Genomic DNA, 25,558 nt, shown 5'->3' with positions numbered 1-25,558 from the left:
ACTATATGGAAGACGCGACGAACTGATCGGAAGCGGCCGGTCCGCTTTCCTCCCCAAACCAGACATTGGGGCGGAGGATATACCCTCCGCCGCAAACTTCCTAAACCGGTCAAATTAGGCGGTTTCACCGCCTCCCGTTCTACGTTGTACCCCGGCGACACCCCGGTACAAAACCCTCAATGCCGGATGCCGATGCAAGTTTTTGGGTACCCGCATTGCGGTCATTTTTGGACACGGTCTGTCCACTTGCAGACGTTGATAAAACCTCGTTTTACTACTTTAGCAGCCGTACGGCTTTGCCCACGCTAAAACCTGAAAGCCACGCGAAACGCTCTGACAATTTATCACAAATGTCAAAGGGGCATTGATCCGGAACCCCGTCGCGTTGTCCGCTTTGCAATCCCGCTTCGTACGCAGCCCGTAGCAGTGGTTCGTTTGACTTCATTCGCGGGCAACGCATCAGATCGATAATCGGCTTGATTAAAGTTATTCTAAATTCATTTAACCTAACGTTTATGTTCTTGAACGAGATTTTCAATCCAAATCTCAGGTAGGGTAGTTACCTTAAGCCGTTAAACTATCGCCACATTTTCAACCGATAATATTGGAGAACGCTAGCGGAGCCGTCTACCGACTATTACAATCGGCCCCTTCAACTATGGATCGCACCCGACCACTAGCTCGTAGATTGGTTCAGAAAACCTGCAGCCCGTTCGTCAGCGCCATTTATTGGGCCATCCCTGAGCTGACGATCCGGGAAAAATTAACATCCACTGCAGACAATAAAACCCGATGCGTCAGAGATTTTTCGCGTTCTACGATGGCGTTTGCGAACCCCATTGAGAGGGCGGACGAACGTAAAGATAACGGGCGTTAAAGCCTACTGCGTCTTTCAGCCTATTCCAGTTTGGAAACGAGATTCTTCGCCCCACCTGATTGATCAAACCGTCGCGCGCGAGCGACTTAAGGCTGCGGTTGACGTGCACAGCTGTTATCCCCACCGCATCTCCCAATTGCTCTTGCGTCATTGGAAGATCATAGGCTTGACCAGACCCTATTCCGCTTACTTCTAGCCTAACGGCAAGCTCGCATAGTAAATGACCAATTCGAGTGCGGGAATCCCTTCGACCATTATTTAGTATCCACTCTCTGTATATTGACGAATCTACCAAACTTGCGGCAAGAAAGGCAGCGCCAATTGCTCCCCTACGATGAAGTAAGAATCGTACTTCATCTTTGGAAACGGCAGCTACGATCGACCTTGTGAGCATTTGTACATTATGGTCCGACTCATCCAAGCAAAGATTGTGAAGATTTACAATGTCTCCCGCGATATTAACTCCGACGATCTGCCTGTATCCGTCCTTACTAATTTTATGACGAATGCAAAAACCTGACTTCAGAATTAGTAGCTCCCTAGAAAAATCACCTTCGCGAATGATGAAGCTTCCTGGTTCAAATAAACGCTCTTCAACAGGGAGGCTTTCCAAGGTTTTACGATCCTCGTCGGGTATCGGCGAGTGTATTAATAAGCGGTCCAAAGCGTGCTGAAGCGCCATCGGTCTGACATTGGTCAAGTTTTAACATTCCTGGGATTTAAGACATCCGCGCTCTTAATGCGCGGATAGCACGTAATCTTGGTCTATAAAAATAATTGAGGCTTGATTCAGGTTATACCCAACAATACTCACTTTTATCAAGTTTGGGCATTTGAGACTCATGACTGGGAAGTGCTAGACTCTTCAAAATCCGCTTACTCATTAAATCTGAGCCTCGCGACGGTGGGAATGTGAGCGCCGCCCGTGGCCATAAGCGCAACATTATCAAACGGATAGATGGACTGCGCGTAGCCAGTGCGACGCTGTCACCTACTTAAAGTTCGATATTCGGGGAAGTGCGGAAGCGCTGGGCAAAGTCAGCGGTTGCTAGCACAGCTTGCTAACAGCAGGCGTGCGGCGCCCGTCCCATGCCGTAGGCTCCCGTCGGGTGCGCCGGAGACACCCTCCGCCGCCACCGCCCAACTCCCGCTGCAATGCTGTAGGCTGCCGCACGCGATGCGGCGATGTACCCCGGCAATACCCCGTCTCAAAACGCCTAATGGGTGACATCGGGCGTCCGTTGGCCTGGTTCGGATAGCAGCTATTGCGGTATCGGAAGGGCGGGAGCAGACTTTGGCGAAGCTATGCTGTCGCGCGCCTGCCTCTTCTTGTTGGCGATCTTCGCCACACAACCGGTTATCGGGGCCGGCAGCGCGCGCGCTCGGATAATCAGCGTCGTGCGTGAGTTCGAGCTCAGTGACGAACGCGCCCCTGCCCAACTCAGGCCAGATGCGACGCTTGAGATGCTCAATCTGCATCGCTCCGATCATGAACGAAAAAGACTTTGGCGGGACGTGCCGGGATCGGGCGTCATCTATGAACGTCGCGTTTTGCGGATAGTGATTGTGCGATTGTCAGCGGATCGGGCGACCGTTGACGCGCGCGCATCCGCGTACCTCGTCGATTATACGCCTGACGGCTCAACAGAACGAAGTGATCCGCACGCCGTCCTGGACCGAATCAAGCTTTGGCGAACAGGTGGCGAATGGAGGATAAAGTCTGTAGCACGTCGGGTCCGCCGATGACTTTGACGGCCTTGCCGGAAGCCAGCATCCTAAACCGACGTTGCCATCGCGGACGGCGGGTTAGCCTACTCGCCTCTCAAGAGGTGGCCGAGCAAATTCAGCCATATTGCGGCCTGCTGCCACGATGAACAAGACTAGCGTTATCGAAAGGTGACCAGCAGCTTTCGAGCGGCAGTACGGACGGACCGGAAACGCCCAGAGTCGGACACTGAGTGTCACAAATTAGGGCTCCGAAAGCGGTCATTCGTTCAGGTCGGTTCCTCCCGAGCCGCTTTCTCCTGATGCAAAAATTAAAAGTTTTGCATCAACGGCCGCGGACCAGAACGGCTGATTGGCTTCAGAGCGATTGCATGCAAAACCCGAACCAAGGAGAATGCGAGCATGGGCATCTTACAAATTGCCTTTATCGTCGGCCTAGCAGGCCAATCCGTTAGCGCCGGGGCACAAACGACGCCAGGCGTGCCGGTTCCTATCGAACGGCAATTGAGCGGAGTCACCCCCCGAGAGGCAACTGACCTCATCGCCAAGCTGGAGGACGCTCAACGTCTTTTGAGAGCTGGAAAATTTCAGTCGTTCGAGCTCCTTGCGGGATCGATCGCCTCATATGACAAGACGCAGGTTTCGCCTCGCGAGGCCTTCTTACAGGTGCCGTTTAAAAGCGTGTGGAATGTCGAACGGGTCCGCAGCGACAATAAGCTAGCGCAGCCATACAGACTTGCTTACGCACCTGATGGCCTTGGAAAACTCTATTGGGACATTGAGGTGGTGCTAGACATCAATAACAACATTGATCGCGTATCAATGACTTATAGACCTCCTGCCCCATTTTGAGTTGTTGTAACTACCGGTCATTCGCTCCGTGACCATTATGCAAAAACTCTCAGATTTCGCATCGGCCCACAAACGGCGGGAAACCAACGGCTCTGACGATGCAAAATACTGATGCAACGGGGATACCCGTTCAGTCGCCGGTTTCCTGGGATGTGGCCTCCAAAGCAGACGGTCCGCTTTCCTTCCCCATCCCGGACATTCCCAAAACTCGATCCCTCTGGGAATGCTCCGGCTGTCTCGATCGCCGTTCCTATTCGTGAGCTAGCGGATGGCCGCCTAAAAGCGGCCATAGAATTCGTCGATGAAGAGCTCCGAGCACGTGGCCACAGGACCCATCGCTAAAAAGTAGAGGCGCATCGCTTACTATGAGAAGAAAATGGGCGGTTCTTGCCCCGATCGCGGTAGGCACGCTTGCGCCTACCGTCATGGCAAGCGAGGCGGGGCATGTGATCGACGTACCGCCAAATGGGAAGTTGCAGGTTTCGGTAAACGGCCAAACCGTAGAAACCTTTTCCGGCTCTGGAATGCCGTCAGTGCTGTCGCTGAGACGCTCTGTCGCCTTGGGCCTGTTTGGTCCCAATGCAGAGCAAGAACGAGGCAAGGCCGCGCGGCGCTTCCAGTTGATATCTGTATCTCGGAATCCGGATAACAAGGTCGGTCCGATTCTGGTCAAAGGCTACACGCAGAACGCTAATCTAACCGTCGGCTCCGATACAAGCAGAGTGGCCACAAAATGGTCGCAGGCAGATGCGTATGATTTTGCGGACGGGCTGGCGGGACCCTATGCGCTGCCGGCACCTGTCGTGCGATACCGGTTGCGGGAGGCGAGCGGGGCGGAACGTGCAAGCTCAATTCCTCTGCTGCCCGACACTTGGTGGGTCGCTGCAACGTCCAAGATGATCGGGGGTAAGTCGATCAAGTTCGCGTTCGCGCCTCAGTTTGCCACCACCGTTGCCAGCGCTGCTGCCGGAGCCGCCATCAGTGAGGAACTTGACGGAGCCCTTAGTGGTACGCCGCAGCGAGTGTTGATCTCGCACGGCGTCGAACGTCCGGCTCGCGTGATGCGATTGAGCCGAACGCTGGATTTAGGGCCCGTCAGCATTGATCGGCTGTTGGTACGCACCGCTGATTTCGGAAGCGCCAACTCCATACGAGACGAGGAACCTGATCCGTCTGAGATGACCGACGACATTGTCGTCAACGGGAAGCGCAAGCCATCTCGGGCAGCATACATCGTCTATGTTGGTGCCGACGTACTTCGCGGTTGCACGTCAATCACGTACGACAAGCCCCGGCATCTCATTCATTTGATGTGTAAATGAGGTCGACCGTCCAGCAACATGTTGGGCGTTCCTAAGCGGACCTGCAATAAACAAGGATATGCGATGATCGTAGCAGCGCTTACTCTTGCCGTACTGGCTCCCGCCGACGGCACGACCCAGTGCCAATATGATCGATCCGCCATGTTGGCGCTCGATCTTCCCGCGTTCGATCAGGATATGAACGGGGGATGGCGGACGCTCGAAGCAAAAGGCTGTGCCAAGGAAGCTGCTGATCTGATCCGGGTCTGGCGGGAGGCGCATGGAAGCATGGGACCTGCCGATACCCTCCTCTCATGGCATGAGGGCCAGCTACGGGCCGACGTTGGCCAGTATGCTGACGCTATCAGGCTTTTCCAAACGGGAAGGCATCCCGCAGCAGACGATGCGAAGTGGGGATGGAACCTCTACGTGGACGGAAGCATCGCGTTCCTTCGAGGAGATCGCCGGAAGCTGGAAGCTGCTCGTGCGAAACTCGCTGCTCTGCCCCGCCCGGCCGAGCTAAAGGACGCGGTCGGCCCGGACGGCAAACCAAGAGCGGTTCGCTGGCCGATGAACATTCGCGTTCTCGATGGCTTCCTCCACTGCTGGGGGCAGAGCTACAAGGTCGCATATCGCTGTCCCGTGCCGACCCCCTGATGCAAGAAGGGGCACTTGCGGAGACACCCGCCGCTTTCCCATTTTTCGATCGATTCCGAGAACGTCGATGCTTTCTCGCCCGCCGTTCCCAATCGGGACCCGGGGGATCGGTAGAGCCATCCAGTTGCGGCCACTCCCCTTAATGTGCGAGCATCGCAAAGGCGGTTTCGACAGTGATTGGGCCGTTATAAACCGATTTTTCCAGGTAATGCGAAAATGGAAAGTAGCCGTCAGTTAAAGAACATCGGCGTCGCAATCGCACCCATGCTAGTTGCTTCTGTGTGTGAGATCAGAGTTGTGGCGGAGGTCCATGACGATTGGCTAGAGAGCCGCTACGACATCGTAGACAATGGTAAGCTGAGAGAGGGAGTGGAGACCGATCGAAAAGTCCATCGATCTGTTAACGATGCTCTATCCGCCCTTAGGTGTGACATGCTCAAGGAGGGTCAGGAAGACTGGCATCATTGCTCCTATGTCTTACGGTCTGATGGAACCTTCGAAATGGAGTTCGATCGTAGTAGGCCGCCGAGCGCTTGAATGTCGACGACTGGAGATCCAATGGTCACAGCTAACTGCCTCGTTTCTGAAAGCGGCTATTCCGCTGTCCACCAACCCGGCCATTCCCGAAACTCGATCCTTTTTGGGAAGGGCGGCGGCGTCCGGGACGTCCGCTAACGCCGTTTGACTCCCCAATAGCGGACGGTCCGCTTTCCTTCCCAAACCTGACATTGCCGCGGCGGAGAACCCCTCCGCCGCAGCGACGGGAACCCGCTCAGATGAGCCGATTCTAGTGAGCGGCTCTCCGGAAAATACCCCGGGAGCACCCTCCCTCTCGAGCAGATCAGCATACCCGACGTTATTTGTAAGCGCCAAATGGATCAACAGGATGTTGGGCGCGCTTTGCTAACGGGCGGCACCGCGAAGGATGATAGGCAGGCTCATCGCCAGCTCGTGGACAAGTTCGTGTCCGGTTAGACCTGGAGATCCTTCAAGGAAACTTGATATCGCGTCTTCCAGCGCCGCAGTGCTCGGCAGGTGGAAGGTAGCGGTCGGCATTGGTTGACCAGCAAGAGCACATGCGAGCCGCTGAAAAGTGCTCCGATCTGACGGTGCCATGTGGTCAAAGGCGGAGAGCAGACTAGTTTGATCCTCGCTGAGCGCTCCAGCCGACCGCACCCCAGCGATGACGAACAGCGGGTCGACGCCAGCGTCAGTGACGGCTCGCAAATACTCGCTTGTGAACGGTGTTTTTTCCGTCTCATACGCGGTCTGGCTATTTCGACTCACACCGCCGAGTTGCGCTAATTCGGTCTGACTAAGGCGCAGACGCTCGCGCTCAGCCCGAAGCCGTGCCCCTACCCCTGCGGTGTTACCAAGAATTGTTGGCACCGTGCGTTGACCAGTTCAGCATTCTGTGCAAGTTGGACGTCATTGACCAACAATGCAGGCTTAGCATGGATTCGCAAACGGCAAAGGATGAGGAACGTCGGGGCCGCCCGGTCTCACCGCGTCCAGATCCTGCGCGGATCGAAGCGCTACGCGTACGCATGACGGCCAAAGGCCAGACGGTGAAGGCACTCGCTCGCGAGATCGATGAGAATGCTTCCCACGTCTACAAGGTCCTGAGCGGAACGCGCGCCGCATCATCTGGTGCAGGTCACCGGATCGCAATCAAGCTCGGACTCAAAGATGATCCTTCTAAACCGGCAGACGCGCGCCAGCCATTCGCGCTTGAGCCAACGCGATGACGCCGGCCAATCTATCAGTTTCTCTCTGCTGCCATTCCGGCAGCGAGCGTCGACGGCACTCTTTCCCCTGGCTGTCGTCGACGTCCACATTCCAACATAAATGCTCCTCGCGCGGTCCGGGCGCATCGGGAAACTCAATCGGCCTTTCCCGTCGTGGGTGATCGGCCGCTCTCCGCCGACGAACGCCGCCTTGCGGACGCAACAAAGCGCGCGGTCCAAGCCGCCGGCGGAGGTAAGGTCTGCGAAGCGGAAACCGGCCTCTCGGACACGCGGTTTTCTTGCTACTGCTCGAAGTTCGATCGTGCGAGCATCTCCGTTCGTGATGCAGTCCGGATCGATAGCATCGGCGCGCACGAGAATGGCCATCCGCACATCTTGAACACGATGGCTGGAATCCTCGGTGCGGTCGTGATCATGCTGCCCCAACATGACGGCGCCGAACCGTGCCTTCGGACCGGTGTCATGGCGCTCAGCATTGAGCTGGGCGACGTCTCCCGTGCGGTTTCCGATGCGCTCGCCGGCACGGGCGAAGAAGGTGCCACGGTCACGCCGCGAGAGGCCGAGGCTGCGCTGGAACACGTCGCAGATCTTGAGCGCGCGACGGCCAAGCTTCGTTTTCAGCTCGCGCGAATGAGCAAGCCGTCGGAAGCTCCGCCCTAAGCCGCCGCCCCAACGGCCGACGCCGCTCAAACCAATATCGCCGCCCACCCCGCCCGCCCGCTGATCATCGCGATCAACGGGGCGGAAAACTGCTGCCTGGACACTTCGCCATGCCCGACCGACACGAAGCTCTCACCATGACACTCACGCCGGGCCAGTACCTCCGGACGCGACGTGAGGCCGCAGGATTGTCGATCGACGACGTCGCGGAACGGATCGCGACAGTGCCGCGCTGGGCTCAGCATCTTCGTCGCGGCTGGCTCGATCAGATCGAGAGCGACACGATCCCCGCGACGTTCAACACGATCGTCGTGCTCCACCAAGTGATGCAGTTCGACATCGGCGTCCTGGTAGAGTTGTCCGTTGAGGGCCGGGATGCACCGCGTCTTTGCACGGTCTGCTCGTGCAGCGAGAAAGATCCTTGCATTGGACATTCTGGGCCATGCCGTTGGATGAACGTCGACCTCTGCAGCGCATGCTTCGCAGATGAACCTGCCGGGCTCGCCGCCGACAGTTCCAAGAACGGAGTACCGCACTGATGGCAACGTCCACGCCACGGCGGCACCGCCGCACGCTGGCCGAGAGCAAGAGTCTCGGTGTCCCCAGCGCCCGCGGACGCTTCCTCCGCTTGGACGACATGATCGCGTCCACTGGTCTTAGCGAATCGACAATCCGACGCCGTGTCCGCGACGGCGAAATGCCCAAGCCAACCGCCCTTACGACGCGGTGCGTGGGATGGTGGGAGAGCGATTATGCGGAATGGGCAAGCGCACACAGGGCCCCACGCAGCACTGAATAACGCTTCGAATAAGGGGGCATCCTTGGGGGCATCTCTAAAAATGCAAAACTCATTTTTCGTTCATCGTCAAGGCATTAGCTATGGGCAATCGATCCCTGCAACCGGCACCACTCCTTTCTAATTCCGACCTGAGGCGTCCGCTCGCTTGCCGACGCCGTGCTTTCGCCCTACCACGTGCCGACAAGACCAATCCGATACCGGAGAGCAAAGATGGCGCGACGTACCGGAGAGATCGGCGCCGCAGCGTCGCTGGTGGCAGCGCTTGCAGGGCTGGCGACCGTTTTGCCCAGCCAGGCGTCCGCCGCGCCGGTGACCCGCCCGGCGATCTTCCCGACGCCTGTATCGATGACCTTGACGACGGGCACGCTCACGCTGGGCACGTCCGTCGTGCTGATCGCAGCGCCGGGCACCGATCCTGGAACTGTTGCGCTCGTCCGCACGATCCTGACGGCGGTGGGGGTGACGACGATCACCGAAGCGCGCCGACTGCCCGCGGCCTCCGATCGCGTTCATATCGTCCTGGGCGTCGGCGATGCCGGCGTCGTGCGCGATGCGCTCGCCCGCAGTGGCGCCAAGCTCGACGCGCAGGCCGAGGGCTATACCATCGCCAGCCTTGCCGCAGGTGCCGGCATCATCACGCTCGCGGGGCACGATTCGGACGGGCTGTTCCACGCCGTACAGACCTTCCGACAGCTCGCCACCCGCCCCGTCGTGCCTGCGCTCGTGATCCAGGATCATCCGGCGATGCCGATCCGCGGCACGATCGAGGGATTCTACGGCGCGCCCTGGTCGATGGCGGATCGCACGCGGCATCTCGACTTCCTCGCCACGGTCAAGGCGAACACTTATGTCTACAGCCCGAAGGACGATCCCTATGCGCGCGATCGATGGCGCGAGGCGTATCCCGCCGCCACGCTCGCGTCGCTCGGCACGCTGGCGCAGACTGCACGGCGCAACCATGTCGACTTCGTCTACGCGGTGTCGCCCGGGCCGTCGGTCTGCTTCTCCGATCGCGCCGACGTACAGGCGCTGGAACGCAAGTTCGACGCGTTGCGGGCGATCGGCGTCGGCAGCTTCTACGTCGCGCTCGACGACATCGAATATACCAAGTGGAACTGCGCGCGCGACAAGACCGCGTTCGGCCCATCGGGGGCTGAGGCGGCCGGCGTCGCGCAGGCGCAGTTGCTCAACGCGGTGCAGGCCGGCCTGAGCGCCAAAGATCCGGGCACGCGCGCGCTCATCATGGTGCCGACCGAATATTACGACGCCAAGGAAACGCCGTACAAGGCGGCGCTGCGCAAGCATCTCGATCCGCGGATCGTCGTCCAGTGGACCGGCACCGACGTCGTGCCCCCCGCCATCTCGATCCCCGACGCAAATGCCGCGACCAAGGCGTTCGGCCGCAAGACGCTGTTGTGGGACAATTATCCGGTCAACGATTACGCGCAGACGACGGGGCGGCTGTTGATGGCCCCCTATGCACGGCGCGAGGCCGGGCTGTCGGGCGAACTGACCGGCATCCTGTCCAACCCGATGAACCAAGAGGCACCGAGCCGCCCGGCGGTGACCGGCGTCGCCGCGTTCGGCTGGAACGATACCGCCTATGATGCCGATCGGACCTGGCGTTTCTCCGCGCGCGAGCTGGCGGGCGGCGACGAGCGGGCGACCGCGGCCTTGCTCGCCTTCTTCGATACGCAGCACATGGCGCCGACCTTCGGCAGCCAACCCTGGCAGGAACAGGCCCCGCAGCTGAAGGTGGCGCTGGACTCCGTCCGCAACGTGCTGGCGGATGGCGACGCGGCGGTCCGGCATCGGGCGATCGCGGACCTGACCCAGCAAGCCGATGCGATTACCAACGCCCCCGACATCATCCGGTCCGGGACGATCGACCCCGGCTTTGCCGCACAGTCGCGGCCATGGCTCGACGCGATGCAGCTTTGGGGACGCGCGCTGCAACTGACCGCCGCCGGGCTGGACGCCGCCGATCGCGGCAGCAGCGCCGCCAGCCGCTATTTCGCCGACGCCAAGCGGCTCGCCGACGAGGCGGCGGCGATCAAGACCATCGCCGGCGCGACCCGGTTCGACGGCCCGATCAAGATCGCCGACGGCGTGCTCGACCGGTTCGTCGCCGATGCCCCGGCGATGATCGCGGTCGCGCCGGTGCCTGATGCACGACGCTGACCGCCGCGCCACCGAAGCCCGGTGGCTGGAACTGACCCGCCACCTGCTCCCGGCCGCTGCGCCGGAACGCGGTTGGCCGGTCCGGGCCGATCATTGCTTCCAGCGCATCTTTCTCGACAATGCCTGTGACGGCGTCTGGTACGACCACATCGCCGGTCGCCCGGCCTATGCCCGTGCCGACCCCGTGATCCTCGACCGCGCCGTAGCCTTGGCCGAGGCTGCCTTGGCAGGCGACGCCGATCTCCCGCTGCTCAACCGGCGATCGCTCACCTGGCGAAAGCTGCGCGCGAGCGGCGGGTAGCGGGCGTCACCCGCAGCAGCGCTTGACCTTCTTGCCCGAACCGCAGCGGCAGGGATCGTTGCGGCCAAGCTTGACCGGTACAGCGTCGGGCGTGGGCGCCGGATCGGCGGGCGTCGCGCGCGATCGTGCCGCGTGGAGCTGAAGAACGCCCTCGACGAGCTCAGTCGGTGCCCTGTCTTCCAGCGCGTTAATCTCGACACTGTCGAGCGCGCTTTCGTTGCGCGCGATCGCGATCAGCATTGACAGCCGCGCGAGCCCCTCGGCAGCCTCCGCATCGTCGCCTGCCGCCATCGCCGCCCAGCTTTCGGGTCGCAACGCCATCGCCTCGGCAAATCCGTCGATCCAGATCTCCCACAACACGTCGCCATTGCGCTCGTCATGGTCGAAGATCGGTCGCGGCTTGCCGCGCGCCAGATCGCGCGCGATCTCGTCGTGCCGCGCCATGACCGCATCGACGAACCACTGGACGTCGAGCGGATCCTCGAACGGCGCGATGCCGTCCTCGTCGAGGCCCCAGATGCTCTGCAACCACTCGCCCTGCGCGATTCCGTTGGGTCCGACGAGCAGCCCGGTAAGGAACCCGTCGAGCTCGGTCAGCAGCATCGGCTCCTCGAGCGGCAGATCGGCGAGCGCATCGTCGAGGCGGCGGAGGCGGGACGGACGCTGTCTCATGACAGGACGCACCGGCTGAGGGGCAGCATCACAGGCGCAAGCTCCGTTTGTCCATCTCGGCTGCGGCGATCGCCGTCAGCGGCCCGCGCGTGTCGCGGACGAAGATATCCGCCAGGTCGAGCAGGTCCTCGTCGTTCAGGGCGGTGATCGACGCCTTGATCTCCGCCAGGCAGGTGACCGCCTGGTCGCGCTCGATCGCGCGTCGCTTGATACGTGTCTTCAACATGGTCAGGCCGATAGCAGGAGGGGAGAAAGGCAGGGGTGTAGGCTCTAGCGTGCGCGGGGTTCGGGGGTGTCAGCGCGACCGCCGCTTGGTTGGTTTGGCGGTGGCCGCGCGCTCTTCGGCGCCAAGCTTCTGCCAACGGTCGAACCGCGTTTTCGTCAATTCGCCCGTCGCGATCGCGGCCTGGACCGCACAGCCCGGCTCGACCCCGTGCGAACAGTCGGAGAACCGGCAGGCCTCGGCGGCCGAGGCGAAATCGTCGAAGATCTCCGCAATCCCGGTCGCCGCGTCGGCCAGCTGCAACTCGCGCATCCCCGGCGTGTCGAGCAGCCAGCCGCCCTGTGCCAGCCGATGCATCTCGCGCACCGTCGTCGTGTGGCGGCCGGTCGAATCGTTCGCGCGAATGGGCTGCGTCGCGATGCTGTCCGACCCACGCAACGAATTGACCAGCGTCGACTTGCCCACCCCGGACGAGCCGAGGAACGCGACGGTCTGGCCAGGCCCGCACCAGTCGGCAAGGCCAGTGACCGCGGCGGGATCGCGCCCGTTGACGATCTCGACGCGCAACCCGGGCTCGATCGCGCGGGCCGCGGCGGCATAGGTCTCGGGCGTCTCGGCCAGGTCCGCCTTGGTCAGCACGACGACCGGGGTCACCCCGACGTCATGCGCCAGCACCAGATAGCGTTCGAGCCGTGCGACGCTGAAATCCTCGTTGCACGACGCGACGAGGAACACCGTGTCGACGTTCGCGGCGATCATCTGCTCGCGACGCGGATCGCCCGGCGCGCGACGCTTGAACAGGTTCTTGCGGTGAAGCACGCGGACCGGCAGCCCCGTATAGGTGTCGATCAGCACCCAGTCGCCGACGGTCGGGTGGTCGTCGGTCGGCTGCGCCCCCGCGATATACGGCGTCACGATATGGCGGGCGCCCGCCCCCGCGACCGCGATCTTGCCGCGGTGGACCGACATCACCCGCACCGGATGACAGTCGCGAGCGTCCTCGTCCGACAGCTGGGCACCGAAATAATCGTCCCAGCCAAGATCTTCCAATGTCTCGTCAGTCGGCATCATAGGGCGCAGCAGCATCTTTCTTCACGAGCGATCGGCAGTCTTCATGTGCGAACCCAGCCGATATGGGGATCCCGACCCGGTATGGCATGCCCCCGCCAGCGAAGCGACAGCCGCCGCCTGGCATCCGAACCAGTCTAAGCCACCCGCTCACTGATAATGCGCGACCTTGTCGAACCCGTCATTGGTCTTCGTCATCTTGATCAACCGCTTCACATAGCTCCGGACATGCCGGTCGAAGCGCGTGTCGTTATAGACGCCGCGCCAGAGATACTCGTCACGGTCCAGCAGCGCGCGCAGCGCGGTCGACAACACCTCCTGCGTATCGGGCGTCGTCCTGCCCTTGAGCATCAGCGCGCACACCATCTCCTCGGCGGTCGCCTTGTCGCAATCGTCCTGAAACTCGTATCCGCCGCGCTCCGCCACCACCTGGTCCGCCCGCGCCGCGACGACGCGGCGTTCCAGCCATGTGCGGACGACCGCGGGATCCCAGGTCTTGGCGGTCTTCTCGGGCACGTTCTACTCGCAGTCTGTCGCACGCGGCGAAGACGGTGATCGCTCGTGCCGGGCCACGCTCCTACCACCGCCACCCGCTCAGGTACACATGCGCGAGGATCGGCGGGGGCAACTGGCGCTGGTTGAGCCATAGCGCCGAATGCCATAGTCAGGTCGCGCCATCGCACCGGGTCCGCATCGTGCGGCGACGGTATCGAGGCATTTGGGGGGAGGCCGATCCGATGATCCTGCTCGTACTCGCGGCACAAGCTGCAACGCTTGGCGCGACCAACTATAGCGCCGATGCGCCGATGACCGTGCCGACGGGCACGCCGAGCTTTGCCGATGAATTCGACGGCGAGGCGATCGACCAGCGCAAATGGCGCTTCGACACGTCGCGCAATGCCGAGGGCTGGGCCAACCACGAGCGCCAATATTATGCGAAGGACCGCGCCGACAATGCGCGGATCGAAGACGGCGCGCTGGTGATCGAGGCCAAGCGAGAGACGCTGTCGAAGGCGAAATTCCCGGACTGGGGCGGTCAGGCCTATACCGCCGCCAAGCTCGTCTCGCGCACCCCCTATGGCTATGGCTTCTACGAGGTCCGCGTGAAGCTGCCCTGCGGACGCGGCAGCTGGCCCGCGGTCTGGTTGCTGCCCTCGGGAGGCAAGTGGCCCGACGAAGGCGAGATCGACATCATGGAGATGGTCGGCTGGGATGCGGGCACCGTCCATGCGACGCTCCACACCGCGGCGTTCAATCACACCAAGGGCACGCAACGCGGTGCGCAGACCCGGATCGCGACCGCGTGCACGGCCTATCACCGCTATCAGCTCGACTGGCGCGCGGACGCGATCACGATCGGCGTCGATGATCGCGCGACCATGCGCGTCGCCAACGACCAGCCCGGCGGCAAGGCCGCCTGGCCGTTCACGCGCCCCTATGACCTGATCCTCAACCTCGCGGTCGGCGGCGACTGGGGCGGGCAGAAGGGCATCGACGACACGGCGTTTCCGCAGCGTATGGCGGTCGATTACGTCCGGTACTGGCGACGCTGACTCACTCGCTCAACGCCGGCCGCGCGCGAACAGAATGATCAGCCCGCCGCACAACGTCAGCGCCGCGAGCACCAGCATCACCGCGCGGAAATCGGTCGGCGTGGCAAGCGCCCAGGTCAGCAGCGGTCCGAGCAGGCCGGGCAAGGTGTTGGTCAGATTGAGCAGCCCGAGATCGCGTCCGCGGTGGCGCGGGCTGGGCAACAATTGCATCGCGAACGACGCGTGCAGCGCCAGGAACACCGACGCCCCCGCGGCATAGACGCAGAAGGCGATCGCGCCGACGGCAAAGCTGTCCGCCACCGCCATCCCGACCAGCCCCGCGGCTGCGACGATCGTCGCGGCGGACAGGAACGGCTTGGTGCGCCCATAGCGGTCCGCGAGCCGCCCGACGAGCACCGCGATCGGCAGCGGCACCGTATAGGCGACGATCATCACCATCCCCATCCGCGCCGCGATGGTGCCCGGGGCCTCCGCCGGCGCGACGCTTTCGAGATAATAGAACAGATAGACCATCAGCGCGCTGCCCGCGATCTGCACGAACAGCCGTGCCGCCCACGCCAGCGCCAGGTCCCGCCGCAGCACCGCCGGTGTAGGCCCGGTAGACTCCCCCTCCACTACCAACTGCGCGCGCGTGAGAAGCAGGGGTATCGTGCAGCCGGCGATCGCAAGCGCGACGATCGCCAGCCGCGCGCTGTCGCCAAGCAGCGCAGTCGCCACAAGCGCGGCGGCGAGCGCCGAGGCAACTGGGCTCGCCATCGCCAGCAAGCCGCCCGCCACGCCCTTTTGCGCATCAGGCACTTCGTCCGCCATGATCGCCAGCAACGGCGCGAGCAGCGCGTTCACCGCGACCTGGAACGCGACGACCGCCAGGACGAGCCCCATCGCCGACGTGGTCGCGGCGATCGCGGCATAGGACAGCATCGTCGCGACCAGCCCGCCGGCAAGCCAGGCGCGGCGCCCGCCACCACGCGTCACCGCCCGGTCGCTCAGCCAGCCGAACACAATGTTGGACACGCTCGCGGCCAACGCGCCCGCGACGACGATCGCGGTGAGCACGCCAAGCCGCCCTGCCCCGGCGACCGCATCGACCTTGATCGGCAGCAACAGCGTCAGCAGCGGCAGATAGCCGACGACCCCGCCGACATAGGCCAACGCGAAGACCAGCAGGAAGCCCGTCGACCGACGATCGGACAGCGGCGCGGTGAAGGGAGAAGGGCGCGCCATTCCGCAATCCCTAAGCCCGACGAACCGCGCGGAGCAACCGCGCTCCGGCATAGCCCGTGCAAAACCAGCACCCGCCCCCGCCCCGGATGGCTAAGTGTTGCACCGCGGCCACTGTTGGATCCATTTCGTGTGAACGTTCACAACGGTACCGCTACCGTTGTTGACACAGTGTGACGGACGGAGAATGTGAACGTTCACGGAGAAGGCGCAGATCATAGCGTCGTCGACAGGGGAGGACTATCATGCGTGGCTTCACAGCTCGCTCGTTTTCGCGTTTCATCATCGGCACCTCGGCACTGGCGCTCGTCGGCCTGCCCGGCATCGCGATGGCGCAGGACGCCGCCGCCACGGTCGGCAATCCCGGCCCGTCGGACATCGCACCGCAAGCCGCCCCCGCCGATCCGAACGAGACCACCGACGACATCGTTGTGACGGGTATCCGCGCATCGCTGCGCGAGGCGATCGACATCAAGCGCAACGGCCAGGGCGTGGTCGACGCGATCTCGTCCGAGGACATCGGAAAGTTCCCCGACACCAACCTCGCCGAATCGCTCCAGCGCATCACCGGCGTGTCGATCGACCGCTCGAACGGAGAAGGCTCGACCGTCACCGTCCGCGGCTTCGGCCCCGAATATAACCTCGTCACGCTCAACGGTCGCCAGATGCCGACCTCGACGCTCGGCGACGGCGCCAGCGCGCCCGCCTCGCGCTCGTTCGACTTCGCCAACCTCGCGTCCGAAGGCGTCGCCGCGGTCGAGGTCTACAAGACCGGCCGCGCCGCAGTCCCCTCGGGTGGCATCGGCTCGTCGATCAACATCCGTACCCCGCGTCCGCTCGACAAGCCGGGCACGCGCGGCAGCATCGCCGCCAAGGGCGTGCTCGACAGCTCGCGCAACGGCAAGGACCCGATCACGCCCGAAGTGTCGGGCATCCTGTCCACCACCTTTGCCGACGACCGGATCGGCATCCTGTTCAGCGGCGCCTACCAGCGGCGCAAGGCGAGCAACAATTCGGCCAGCGTGGGCTTTCGCGACGGCTTTCTCGGCGCGGAGAACAACTGGGGCACGCTCGCGCAAACCGGTACGCCCGGCGGCGCGAACATCACCAATCGCCCCGGCCCGACCGACGTCTACGAGATCCCGCAGAGCGCGGCCTATGACGTCATCGACATCGACCGCGAGCGCATCAACGGCCAGTTGGTCCTCCAGGCGAAGCCGACCGATACGCTGACCGCGACGCTCGACTTCACCTATTCGAGCAACAAGGTCGAGGTGCGCGACAGCAGCGTCGGCATCTGGTTCAACTTCGGCGACACGCGCAGCGCGTGGACCAATGGTCCGGCCGCCGGCCCGCTCTTCTATTCGGAGAATTTCGCGCCCGGCAAGGATCTGTCGTACAGCAGCTCGCTGACCGCGAACAAATCCGAGAACAAGTCGCTTGGCGGCAACCTGACCTGGGAAGCGCCCGGCAACGTCACGATGTCGCTCGACGCGCATCACTCGACCGCCACGTCGAAGCCGACCAACGATTACGGCAGCAGCACGTCGATCGGCGGCGCGATCTTCGGCGTCCAGTCGCAGACGGTGAATTTCGAGAAGGACCTGCCGGTCATCTCGTACCAGATGTATCCGGGCATCGATCCGCTCAACGCATCCTTGATCACGCCGACCGGCAACGCGTTCCGCAATGCGTATTTCAAGGACGAGATCAACCAGATCCAGCTCAAGGGTCATTACGACCACGACGGCGATTTCCTCAGCAGCATCGACTGGGGCTTCTCGTACGTCGACAACAAGGTGCGCTCGGCCTACGGCTTCATCCAGAACGAGACCTGGGGCGGCGTCGATCCGCGCGGCGCGTCGTTCGGCGCGGCGGCGGTCCCAGACGACTTCTTCAGCCTCACCAGCCTGCCGAACAAGTTCAACGGCGTCTCGGGTGCGAACGATCCCGCGCTGCCGAAGTCGATCTACACCTTCAACTTCGAGCAGATGGCCGAACTGCTGCGCTCGACATACAATATCTGCAGCGCACCGCAGACGGGGACGGCGGCGCCGGGCACCTGCCTTGCCAACTACACCAACGATCGCCGCATCCGCGAACGGACGATCTCGCCGTACATCCAGTTCAACACCAAGTTCACGGTGTTCGACATGGCGGCGCACATCATCGGCGGCGTCCGCTATGACGAGACGCAGGTAAACTCGTCGGCGCTGGTGCCGATCCCGAACGGCACGCGCTGGACAGGCGCGAACGAATTCGCGCTTACCTACGGCGCCAATTCGTTCACCTCGCTCAAGGGCAATTATCACAACTGGCTGCCCGCGGTCGATTTCGACATCGAACCGGTCCGCAACGTCAAGCTGCGCGCCTCGTACAGCCACACCATCACGCGTGCGGATTACGGTAGCCTGCAGGGCGGCCTGAACATCGATTCCAACCCGCGCATCGGCGGCGGCACGGGCAGCCAGGGCAACCCGAACCTCGTCCCCTTCAAGTCGAAGAACATCGATCTGTCGGCGGAATGGTATTACGGCCCCGAAAGCTACATCTCGGTCGGCTACTTCACGAAGGACGTGAAGAACTTCATTGGCACGACTCAGATCAACACCCCCGCATTCGACCTGCGCAACCCGGGCTCCGGTCCGCGTTATCGACAGGCGGTGGCGGCACTGGGCACGACCGACAATCTGCGCGTCCGCGATTACATCCTGCGCAATTTCCCCGCCTCGTCGCAGGTCACGGGCACGAGCGACTCGGGCCTGCTGACCGGCAACATCTTCGGGCTGCCGCAGGACGATCTGTTCAACTTCCAGCTGAGCCAGCCGTTCAACAGCGACCAGACGGCGAACATCAACGGCTGGGAATTCGCGATCCAGCACCGGCTGTGGGAAACCGGGTTCGGCGTCATCCTGAACTACACGATCGTCAACGGCGACGCGAAGTACGACAATGCGCTCGACCCCAATATCGGCCAGTTCGCGCTGACCGGGCTCAGCGACAGCGCCAACGCGGTCGCCTATTACGACAAGAACGGCATCCAGGCGCGTGTCGCGTATAACTGGCGTGGCGAGTTCTATAATGGCGGCGCGTTCGACCCGACCTATGTCGAGGCGTATGGCCAGGTCGATGCGAGCGCGAGCGCGGAGCTGAAAAAGGGGCTGGCGGTGTTCGTCGAGGCGATCAACCTTACCGGCCAGGGTCGTCGCGGGCATCGTCGCTCGGATAACTTCGTCACCTTCGCGCAGCCCGGCTATGCACGCTACTCGGCAGGCCTGCGCTTCACCTTCTGAGGCGGACGATCCTCCCCCGCGAGGGGGAGGATCGTCGGGTTGGTCACGCGCGTCCCTTCGCCATCCGGATGAAGCATGTACTTATCGCGGGGTGGCGGCATGCCCAACCCTCCCTCGTCATCCTGACGAAAGTCAGGACCCAGAGTAACGAGAGGCGGCGCTTCGCGGCTCTGGGTCGTGACCTTCGTCAGCATGACGGGCGGTGGCTTTTCCCACTCGGGCGGGGCACGGTCGAAATGCGCAAAGAAGGATAGGCAGCGGACGATGGCCACGGATACCGGCCCCGGAGCGACGAACGACCAGCCGATCACGACCATCGTGGTCGTCGGCGGCGGCACCGCGGGTTGGCTCGCGGCCTGCCTGATCGCCGCCCGCGCCGATCGCGGGGCGGAACAGCCGCTGTCCGTCACGCTCATCGAATCCCCCGACGTCGCGACGATCGGTGTCGGCGAGGGCACATGGCCGACGATGCGCCGCACGCTCGAACGGATCGGCATTAGCGAAACCGACTTCCTGCTGGCCTGCGACGGCGCGTTCAAGCAGGGCTCGCGGTTCGACGGGTGGCGGACCGGTGCGGCCGACGACAGCTATCTTCACCCCTTCACCGCGCCGGTCGACGGCGACCCACGCGATATCGTCGCCGCCTGGGCCGAGCATGGCGGCCGGTTCGCGGACACGGTCGGCGCACAGGGCGTCATCTGCCACCGCGCCCTCGCCCCCCGCCAGCGGGCGATGCCCGATTATGCGGGGACGCTGAATTACGCGTACCATCTCGACGCGGGCAAGCTCGCCTCGATGCTGATGCGGCACGCGACCGAGCGATTGGGAGTTCGCCACATCCGCGATCATGTCGTCGGCATCGACGGCACCGCGGACGGCGACATCGCCGCGGTACGGACCCGCGCGTCGGGTGCGATCGCGGGCGACCTGTTCCTCGACTGCACCGGCCATGCCGCGCTGTTGATCGAGGGGTATTACGGGATCGGCACGGTCGACCGCGGCGGCACGCTGTTCAACGACCGCGCGCTCGCGGTGCAGGTGCCCGTCGCCGCCAACAGCCCGATCGCCTCGCAGACCAACGCCACCGCGCACGCTGCCGGCTGGATCTGGGACATCGGCCTGCCGACGCGGCGCGGCGTCGGCTGCGTCTATTCCTCCGCGCATCTCAGCGACGACGCCGCGGCCGACACGCTGACCCGCTATTTGCGCGCCACCGTTCCGGATGCCGCGCTGCCGTCGTTCCGCCAGCTCACGTTCCGGTCGCGCCACCGGGAGACATTCTGGCACCGCAACTGCCTCGCGGTCGGCCTGTCGGCGGGGTTCCTCGAACCGCTCGAAGCCTCGGCGATCGTCCTGATCGAGCTCTCGCTCGACGCGCTGCTCGACAATTTCCCCAGCCACCGCGGCGCGATGGACATCCACTCGATGCGCTTCAACACGCTGTTCCGCTATCGCTGGGACCGGATCGTCGAGTTCCTCAAGCTGCATTACGTGCTGAGCGAACGCGACGAGCCCTATTGGCGCGACCACCGCGCCCCCGCCTCGATCCCGCCGCGGCTGGCCGAGTTGCTCCAGCTCTGGCGCCACCAGCCGCCCTCGCGCGCGGACTTCCCGATGGTCGACGAAATCTTCCCGGCGGCGAGCTATCAATACGTCCTGTACGGCATGGGATTCCCTGCGCCGACCCGCGGACCGATCGCTACGCCGGACCGGGCTCGTACGCAAACCTTGCTCGCGCAGGTCGATCAGCGCAGGCGTATGCTGGCCGCCGGCCTGCCGACCAACCGCGCCTATCTCGATGCCCTGCGGCACGCGACCGCCCCCGCCCCTGCCCCTGCCCCTGCCCCTGCCATGGAACCGATAGCCTGATGTCCGACCACGTGATCCTGACCGCCGACGACCACCGCGACCTGCGCATCCGGACGGACCGCGCGGCGGACATGGGCGATGCGGTGATGACCTGCATCACCGTCCCCAGCGAATTCCGCCGCGTGCAGACGCACTATCCGATCCTGTTTCAGCTCGATTCCGCGCGCGACAGCTTCACCGCGCTGGCGATGTTCGGGTTCGAGCCGGGCGAGAACCTGTTCCTGACCGACGCCGGCTGGGACGCCCGCTATCGCCCGCTCGCGATCGACAGCCAGCCCTTCCTGGTCGGGCGCGGCGCAGGCGACGTCCGCCAGGTGCATATCGACATGGCGAGCCCCCGCATCGCGCACGGCATCGGCGGCGGCGAAGGCGTCCGCGTGTTCGACGATACCGGCCGGCCGACGCCCTATCTCGAACGCGTCGCCGATCAGCTCCGCGCGCTCGACACCGACTATGTCGCGTCCGCCGATTTCTTCGCGGCCTTGCGCCGCTACGATCTGCTTGAGCCGCTGACGATGGACGTGACGCTCGACGACGGGTCGAAGAACCGTCTGGTCGGCTATCACGTCATCGACGAGGACCGGCTCGCCGCACTCGATCCCGCCGCGGTCGCCGACCTGCACACAGCCGGGCATCTGATGCCGATCTTCATGGCGCTCGCCTCGCTCGGCGCGATCGGCGATCTCGTCGCCCGCAAGAACCGGCGGATGGCGCGTGGCTGAGACGGATGCCGGCATCTTCGCAGCGATGCCGCGAATCCGCGAGCTGGTCTTCGATCACCCCGCGGATCTCGACGCACGGCTACGCGAAGCGACCACCCCGTTCATCATACGCGGACTGATCGCCGACTGGCCGATGGTCCGCGCCGGCCGGCAATCGCCGAGGACGGCACGCGACTATATCCAGCGGCATGCGCGCGACATGCCCTTCGCGGTCTCGGTCGCGATGCCCGACAGCGGCGGGCGGCTCTTCTACGATCCCACGCACGCGATGAACTTCCAGATGCTCCGCGCAAAATTGCCGGAAATCTTCGCACGCATCGACGCGAACGAAGGCGCGGCCGATGCGCACGCCATCTATCTCGCCTCGATCGACATGCACCAGTTCTTCACCGGGCTGCACGAGGCAAACCATGTCGATCTCGGCGACCGTACACCGCTGGCCAGCATCTGGATGGGCACGCGCACGCGGATCGCGGCGCATAACGACGTGCCCGACAATCTCGCCTGCGTCGCGGTCGGCCGGCGCCGGTTCACGGTCTTTCCGCGCGACCAGTTCCGCAACCTCTATCTCGGCCCGGTCGACAACACGCCCGCCGGCCGCGCGGTCAGCATGGTCGATTTCCACGATCCCGATTACGCCGCGCATCCGCGGTTTCGCGAGGCCTTGCAGCACGGGCAGGTCGCCGAACTGGAGGCCGGCGATGCGCTCTACATCCCGGCGATGTGGTGGCATCATGTGGAGGGACTGTCCGACTTCAATGTGCTCGTGAACTATTGGTGGCGCGAGACGCCGCGCTGGCTCGGCCAGCCTCAGGATGCGCTGAACCACGCGATGCTGGCGATCCGCGACCTGCCCGACGACGAGAAGGCGCATTGGCGCGCGATGTTCGATCATTACGTCTTCGCCAACGGTCCCGACGCCGTCGACCATATTCCCGAAGCGGCACGCGGCGTGCTCGCACCGCTCACCGCCGACACCGCAGGCCGCCTTCGTGCCTTCCTCCTGAGAGCCTTAAGCCGATGACCGAACATCCCATTCGCCGCGTCGTAATTGCCGGCGGCGGCACCGCAGGCTGGATGGCGGCCGCAGCGATCGCACGCACGATGGGCGGCACGATCGCGCTCACGCTGGTCGAATCCGACGCGATCGGGACGGTCGGCGTGGGGGAATCGACGATCCCGCCAATGATCACCTTCAACCGCCTGCTCGGGATCAACGAAGCCGAGTTCATGCGCGAGACGCAGGCAACGTTCAAACTCGGCATCCTGTTCGACGACTGGAAGGATCGCGGCGAGAGCTATTTCCATTCGTTCGGCATCACCGGCAAGGATCACTGGTCCGCCGGCTTCCAGCATTTCTGGCTCCACGGCCTGACCAAGGGCCATGACCAGCCCTATGACGATTACTGCCTCGAGCTGCGCGCGGCGCTCCAAGGCAAGTTCGCGCATCTGCCCGACGACCGGATGAACTATGCGTATCAGCTAGATTCGACGCGCTACGCCCAGTTCCTGCGGAAGATGGCGGAGGCCGACGGCACGCGCCGCGTCGAGGGCAAGATCGCGCAGGTCGAACTAAACGGCGAGAGCGGCGATATCGCCGCGCTGGTGCTCGACTCCGGCGCACGCATCGAGGGCGACCTGTTCCTCGACTGCACCGGCTTCCGCGCGCTGCTGATCGAAGGCGCGCTCCACGCGGGCTTCGACGACTGGACGCACTATTTGCCGTGCGATTCCGCGATCGCGATCCAGACCGAGAGCGTCCGCCCTGCTTTGCCCTATACGCGGGCAATGGCGCATGACGCGGGCTGGCAATGGCGCATCCCGCTTCAGCACCGCACCGGCAACGGCCTCGTCTATTGCAGCCGCTATCTCGACCGCGACGCCGCGCTCGACCGGCTGCTCGGCAATATCGAAGGCGAGACGCTCACCGAGCCCAACATGATCCGGTTCGTCACCGGCGCGCGGCGCCAGCAATGGCATCGCAACTGCATCGCGATCGGGCTGTCGGGCGGGTTCATGGAGCCGCTCGAATCGACCAGCATCCACCTGATCCAGCGCGCGGTGCTGCGGCTGTTGCGGCTGTTCCCCGCGGGTGCGGTGTCCCCGCGCGACGTCACCGAGTTCAACGACCAGCAGCATACCGACATGCTCCAGATCCGCGATTTCCTGATCCTGCATTACAAGGCGACCAACCGTCGCGACAGCGCGTTCTGGCGGCAGTGCGCGGCGATGCCGATCCCGGAGTCGCTCGAGCAGAAGATCGAGCTGTTCCGCGAAACGGGCCGCGTCTTCCGCAAGAACGAGGAGCTGTTCGCGGAGAATAGCTGGGTGCAGGTGATGCTCGGCCAGGGGATCGTCCCGCAAAGCTATCACCCGATCGCGACCAAGCTGCTCGACGAGGAACTGGCACGGTTGCTGGCGGGGCTGCGCGACGGCACCAACGCGACCGTTGCGGGGCTGCCCGAGCATGCCGATTACGTCGCGCGCTACTGCGGTGCGGCGCCCGCCCGCCCCTCAACCGTCGTTGCCTGAGCCGACACGGATGGCAAGGCGACGTCAGGCGGTAACGATCAAGCATGTCGCGGCGGATGCGGGCGTATCGCTCCAGACCGTCAGCCGCGTGGTGAACAAGGATACGGGCGTCCGGCCCGAGATGATGAGCCGTGTCCAGGCATCGATCGACAAGCTCGGCTATGTCCCGTCGATCGCCGCGCAGCGCATGGGCGGATCGCGCTCCTACCTGATCCTCGCGCTCAATGACCGCGAGCGCACGATCGCCGATTGGCGGGCGCGGCAGGGCACCGACTGGTTCGACCAGATGATGCTGGGCGGGATGCTGACGTGCGCCGAGCATGGCTATCGGCTGATCGTCGAGCTGGTCGACACGCATAGCGACCATATCGAGCGCGAGCTCCTCGCGGCGATCGCGGCGTTGCAACCCGATGGCGTGATCCTGACGCCACCGCATTCGGGCAATCCGCTGATCATCAACCTGCTCGCGGCGCACGGCATCAGCTTCGCGCGGATCGGGTCGCTCACCGAGGGACCCGGCATCCGGCTGATCATGGACGACGCACGCGCCGCCCGGATCGCGACCGAGCATCTCCTGGAGCTCGGTCACACGCGGATCGGGTTCATCGCCGGGCCTGCCGAGTATGAACTGAGCGGATGGCGTGTCGATGGGTGGCGCAGCGCGATGGAGGCGGCCGGCGTTGCGAACGCGGACCTTCTCGCCGTCGGCGACTTCAGCTATGCATCGGGCCGTGCGGCAGCGGAGCAGTTGCTCGCACTCCCCACCCCTCCGACGGCAATCATCGCAAGCAACGACCAAATGACGCTGGCGACGCTCGAACTGGCGCGCACGCGGAACCTCGCTGTCCCCGCCGACCTGTCGCTGATCAGCTTCGACGACACGCCGATCATCCGCCTCGCGCATCCGCCACTCACAGCGATAGTACAGCCGATTGCGGAAGTTACGACCCAAGCGGTCAACCGCATCATCGCCGATCTCGGCGCACACCCCACCTCGCCCACGCCCATTACCGTCCCCGCGCTGCTGTCGCTACGCAGTTCGACGGCTCGGCCTCGTGAGTTTAGAGGGCGGTAAACGGAAAGCGTCGGGACTGATGTTACCGGCGTCGAACGTATGGAACGCCTCCGCCACCCTTTTGGTCGAGCTTTAAGACCTACGCCGCAAACGACAACGCCGCCCGTAAGGGCGGCGTTGTCGTGGTAGGGAAATGGTTGCGGGGACAGGATTTGAACCTGTGACCTTCAGGTTATGAGCCTGACGAGCTACCGGGCTGCTCCACCCCGCGACGGTCCGGTTAGGGACT

The 25,558-nt window shown here is 63.5% G+C and carries 24 protein-coding genes and 1 tRNA gene; 17 read left to right on the top strand and 8 right to left on the bottom strand.

Features of this window, described 5'->3' with window-relative positions:
* Nucleotides 1–815: 815 nt before the first annotated feature.
* Nucleotides 816–1,577 (bottom strand): Crp/Fnr family transcriptional regulator, encoded by a 762-nt coding sequence (locus tag C8J26_RS19970; protein WP_146168932.1) that lies wholly within the window; start codon nt 1,575–1,577, stop codon nt 816–818.
* Nucleotides 1,578–2,182: 605 nt separating this feature from the next.
* Here C8J26_RS19970 and C8J26_RS20285 point away from each other — a divergent pair.
* From C8J26_RS20285 to C8J26_RS19960, 4 genes are all read left to right on the top strand, one after another.
* Nucleotides 2,183–2,623 (top strand): hypothetical protein, encoded by a 441-nt coding sequence (locus tag C8J26_RS20285; RefSeq protein ID WP_146168931.1) that lies wholly within the window; start codon nt 2,183–2,185, stop codon nt 2,621–2,623.
* A 381-nt stretch (nt 2,624–3,004) separates the two neighbouring features.
* On the top strand, nt 3,005–3,454 hold the full coding sequence (locus tag C8J26_RS20280) for a hypothetical protein (protein ID WP_146168930.1): 450 nt from the start codon (nt 3,005–3,007) through the stop codon (nt 3,452–3,454).
* 446 nt (nt 3,455–3,900) lie between these two features.
* A complete protein-coding gene (locus C8J26_RS20275) occupies nt 3,901–4,776 on the top strand; it encodes a hypothetical protein (protein ID WP_146168929.1) in 876 nt (291 codons plus the stop codon).
* A gap of 63 nt (nt 4,777–4,839) precedes the next feature.
* Nucleotides 4,840–5,412 carry a hypothetical protein gene (locus C8J26_RS19960; protein ID WP_107960131.1) on the top strand — a complete coding sequence of 191 codons (573 nt, stop codon included), beginning with the start codon at nt 4,840–4,842 and terminating at the stop codon, nt 5,410–5,412.
* 903 nt (nt 5,413–6,315) lie between these two features.
* Here the strand turns inward: C8J26_RS19960 and C8J26_RS21245 are convergent.
* Nucleotides 6,316–6,801 (bottom strand): helix-turn-helix domain-containing protein, encoded by a 486-nt coding sequence (locus C8J26_RS21245; protein WP_208631481.1) that lies wholly within the window; start codon nt 6,799–6,801, stop codon nt 6,316–6,318.
* Nucleotides 6,802–6,866: 65 nt separating this feature from the next.
* Between C8J26_RS21245 and C8J26_RS21240 the strand changes: the two genes are divergently transcribed.
* From C8J26_RS21240 to C8J26_RS19925, 6 genes are all read left to right on the top strand, one after another.
* Entirely contained in the window at nt 6,867–7,160 is a 294-nt protein-coding gene (locus C8J26_RS21240; protein ID WP_146168928.1) for a helix-turn-helix domain-containing protein, read from the top strand.
* A 384-nt stretch (nt 7,161–7,544) separates the two neighbouring features.
* The gene (locus C8J26_RS21235; protein WP_425275422.1) at nt 7,545–7,820 is read left to right on the top strand and encodes a hypothetical protein; all 276 of its coding nucleotides are present in this window, start codon (nt 7,545–7,547) and stop codon (nt 7,818–7,820) included.
* Nucleotides 7,821–7,957: 137 nt separating this feature from the next.
* Entirely contained in the window at nt 7,958–8,359 is a 402-nt protein-coding gene (locus tag C8J26_RS19940) for a helix-turn-helix domain-containing protein (protein ID WP_244185423.1), read from the top strand.
* The gene (locus C8J26_RS21120; protein WP_107960122.1) at nt 8,359–8,619 is read left to right on the top strand and encodes a helix-turn-helix transcriptional regulator; all 261 of its coding nucleotides are present in this window, start codon (nt 8,359–8,361) and stop codon (nt 8,617–8,619) included. The genes C8J26_RS19940 and C8J26_RS21120 overlap by 1 nt, the downstream gene beginning before the upstream one ends.
* Before the next feature lie 210 nt (nt 8,620–8,829).
* Nucleotides 8,830–10,800: a glycoside hydrolase family 84 protein gene (locus C8J26_RS19930; RefSeq protein WP_107960120.1), complete on the top strand. Its 1,971-nt coding sequence runs from the start codon at nt 8,830–8,832 to the stop codon at nt 10,798–10,800.
* Nucleotides 10,787–11,101 carry a GCN5-related N-acetyltransferase gene (locus tag C8J26_RS19925; RefSeq protein ID WP_107960118.1) on the top strand — a complete coding sequence of 105 codons (315 nt, stop codon included), beginning with the start codon at nt 10,787–10,789 and terminating at the stop codon, nt 11,099–11,101. The genes C8J26_RS19930 and C8J26_RS19925 overlap by 14 nt, the downstream gene beginning before the upstream one ends.
* Nucleotides 11,102–11,107: 6 nt before the next feature.
* Here the strand turns inward: C8J26_RS19925 and C8J26_RS19920 are convergent, their stop codons facing one another.
* The 4 genes from C8J26_RS19920 to C8J26_RS19905 all read right to left on the bottom strand — a co-directional run bounded on the left by C8J26_RS19920 (nt 11,108) and on the right by C8J26_RS19905 (nt 13,580).
* Entirely contained in the window at nt 11,108–11,773 is a 666-nt protein-coding gene (locus C8J26_RS19920) for a UPF0149 family protein (RefSeq protein WP_107960116.1), read from the bottom strand.
* A gap of 28 nt (nt 11,774–11,801) precedes the next feature.
* On the bottom strand, nt 11,802–11,999 hold the full coding sequence (locus C8J26_RS19915) for a hypothetical protein (protein ID WP_056420453.1): 198 nt from the start codon (nt 11,997–11,999) through the stop codon (nt 11,802–11,804).
* A gap of 69 nt (nt 12,000–12,068) precedes the next feature.
* Nucleotides 12,069–13,067: a ribosome small subunit-dependent GTPase A gene (gene rsgA / locus C8J26_RS19910; RefSeq protein WP_107960139.1), complete on the bottom strand. Its 999-nt coding sequence runs from the start codon at nt 13,065–13,067 to the stop codon at nt 12,069–12,071.
* 147 nt (nt 13,068–13,214) lie between these two features.
* The gene (locus C8J26_RS19905; protein WP_107960114.1) at nt 13,215–13,580 is read right to left on the bottom strand and encodes a hypothetical protein; all 366 of its coding nucleotides are present in this window, start codon (nt 13,578–13,580) and stop codon (nt 13,215–13,217) included.
* A gap of 221 nt (nt 13,581–13,801) precedes the next feature.
* On the opposite strand from C8J26_RS19905, the gene C8J26_RS19900 reads away from it, so the two are divergent.
* A complete protein-coding gene (locus C8J26_RS19900) occupies nt 13,802–14,617 on the top strand; it encodes a glycoside hydrolase family 16 protein (RefSeq protein WP_107960112.1) in 816 nt (271 codons plus the stop codon).
* A 9-nt stretch (nt 14,618–14,626) separates the two neighbouring features.
* Here the strand turns inward: C8J26_RS19900 and C8J26_RS19895 are convergent, their stop codons facing one another.
* On the bottom strand, nt 14,627–15,841 hold the full coding sequence (locus C8J26_RS19895; RefSeq protein WP_107960110.1) for an MFS transporter: 1,215 nt from the start codon (nt 15,839–15,841) through the stop codon (nt 14,627–14,629).
* A gap of 242 nt (nt 15,842–16,083) precedes the next feature.
* On the opposite strand from C8J26_RS19895, the gene C8J26_RS19890 reads away from it, so the two are divergent.
* The 6 genes from C8J26_RS19890 to C8J26_RS19860 all read left to right on the top strand — a co-directional run bounded on the left by C8J26_RS19890 (nt 16,084) and on the right by C8J26_RS19860 (nt 25,329).
* Complete coding sequence (locus C8J26_RS19890) at nt 16,084–19,131, top strand: TonB-dependent receptor (protein WP_107960108.1); 3,048 nt, start codon at nt 16,084–16,086, stop codon at nt 19,129–19,131.
* Between the two features lie 264 nt (nt 19,132–19,395).
* The gene (locus tag C8J26_RS19880; protein ID WP_107960104.1) at nt 19,396–21,000 is read left to right on the top strand and encodes a tryptophan halogenase family protein; all 1,605 of its coding nucleotides are present in this window, start codon (nt 19,396–19,398) and stop codon (nt 20,998–21,000) included.
* Complete coding sequence (locus C8J26_RS19875) at nt 21,000–21,722, top strand: SapC family protein (protein ID WP_107960102.1); 723 nt, start codon at nt 21,000–21,002, stop codon at nt 21,720–21,722. Before C8J26_RS19880 ends, C8J26_RS19875 begins: the two co-directional genes overlap by 1 nt.
* On the top strand, nt 21,715–22,746 hold the full coding sequence (locus C8J26_RS19870) for a cupin-like domain-containing protein (protein WP_244185422.1): 1,032 nt from the start codon (nt 21,715–21,717) through the stop codon (nt 22,744–22,746). Before C8J26_RS19875 ends, C8J26_RS19870 begins: the two co-directional genes overlap by 8 nt.
* The gene (locus C8J26_RS19865) at nt 22,743–24,254 is read left to right on the top strand and encodes a tryptophan halogenase family protein (RefSeq protein WP_107960100.1); all 1,512 of its coding nucleotides are present in this window, start codon (nt 22,743–22,745) and stop codon (nt 24,252–24,254) included. Before C8J26_RS19870 ends, C8J26_RS19865 begins: the two co-directional genes overlap by 4 nt.
* 10 nt (nt 24,255–24,264) lie before the next feature.
* Nucleotides 24,265–25,329: a LacI family DNA-binding transcriptional regulator gene (locus C8J26_RS19860; RefSeq protein ID WP_107960098.1), complete on the top strand. Its 1,065-nt coding sequence runs from the start codon at nt 24,265–24,267 to the stop codon at nt 25,327–25,329.
* A gap of 134 nt (nt 25,330–25,463) precedes the next feature.
* Here the strand turns inward: C8J26_RS19860 and C8J26_RS19855 are convergent.
* Nucleotides 25,464–25,540, bottom strand: a tRNA-Met gene (locus C8J26_RS19855).
* Nucleotides 25,541–25,558 lie beyond the last annotated feature (18 nt).

The organism is Sphingomonas aurantiaca, from assembly GCF_003050705.1.
Lineage (GTDB): Bacteria > Pseudomonadota > Alphaproteobacteria > Sphingomonadales > Sphingomonadaceae > Sphingomonas > Sphingomonas aurantiaca.
Note: the sequence above shows the minus strand (reverse complement) of the source record. Positions and strands in the feature narration are given on the sequence as shown.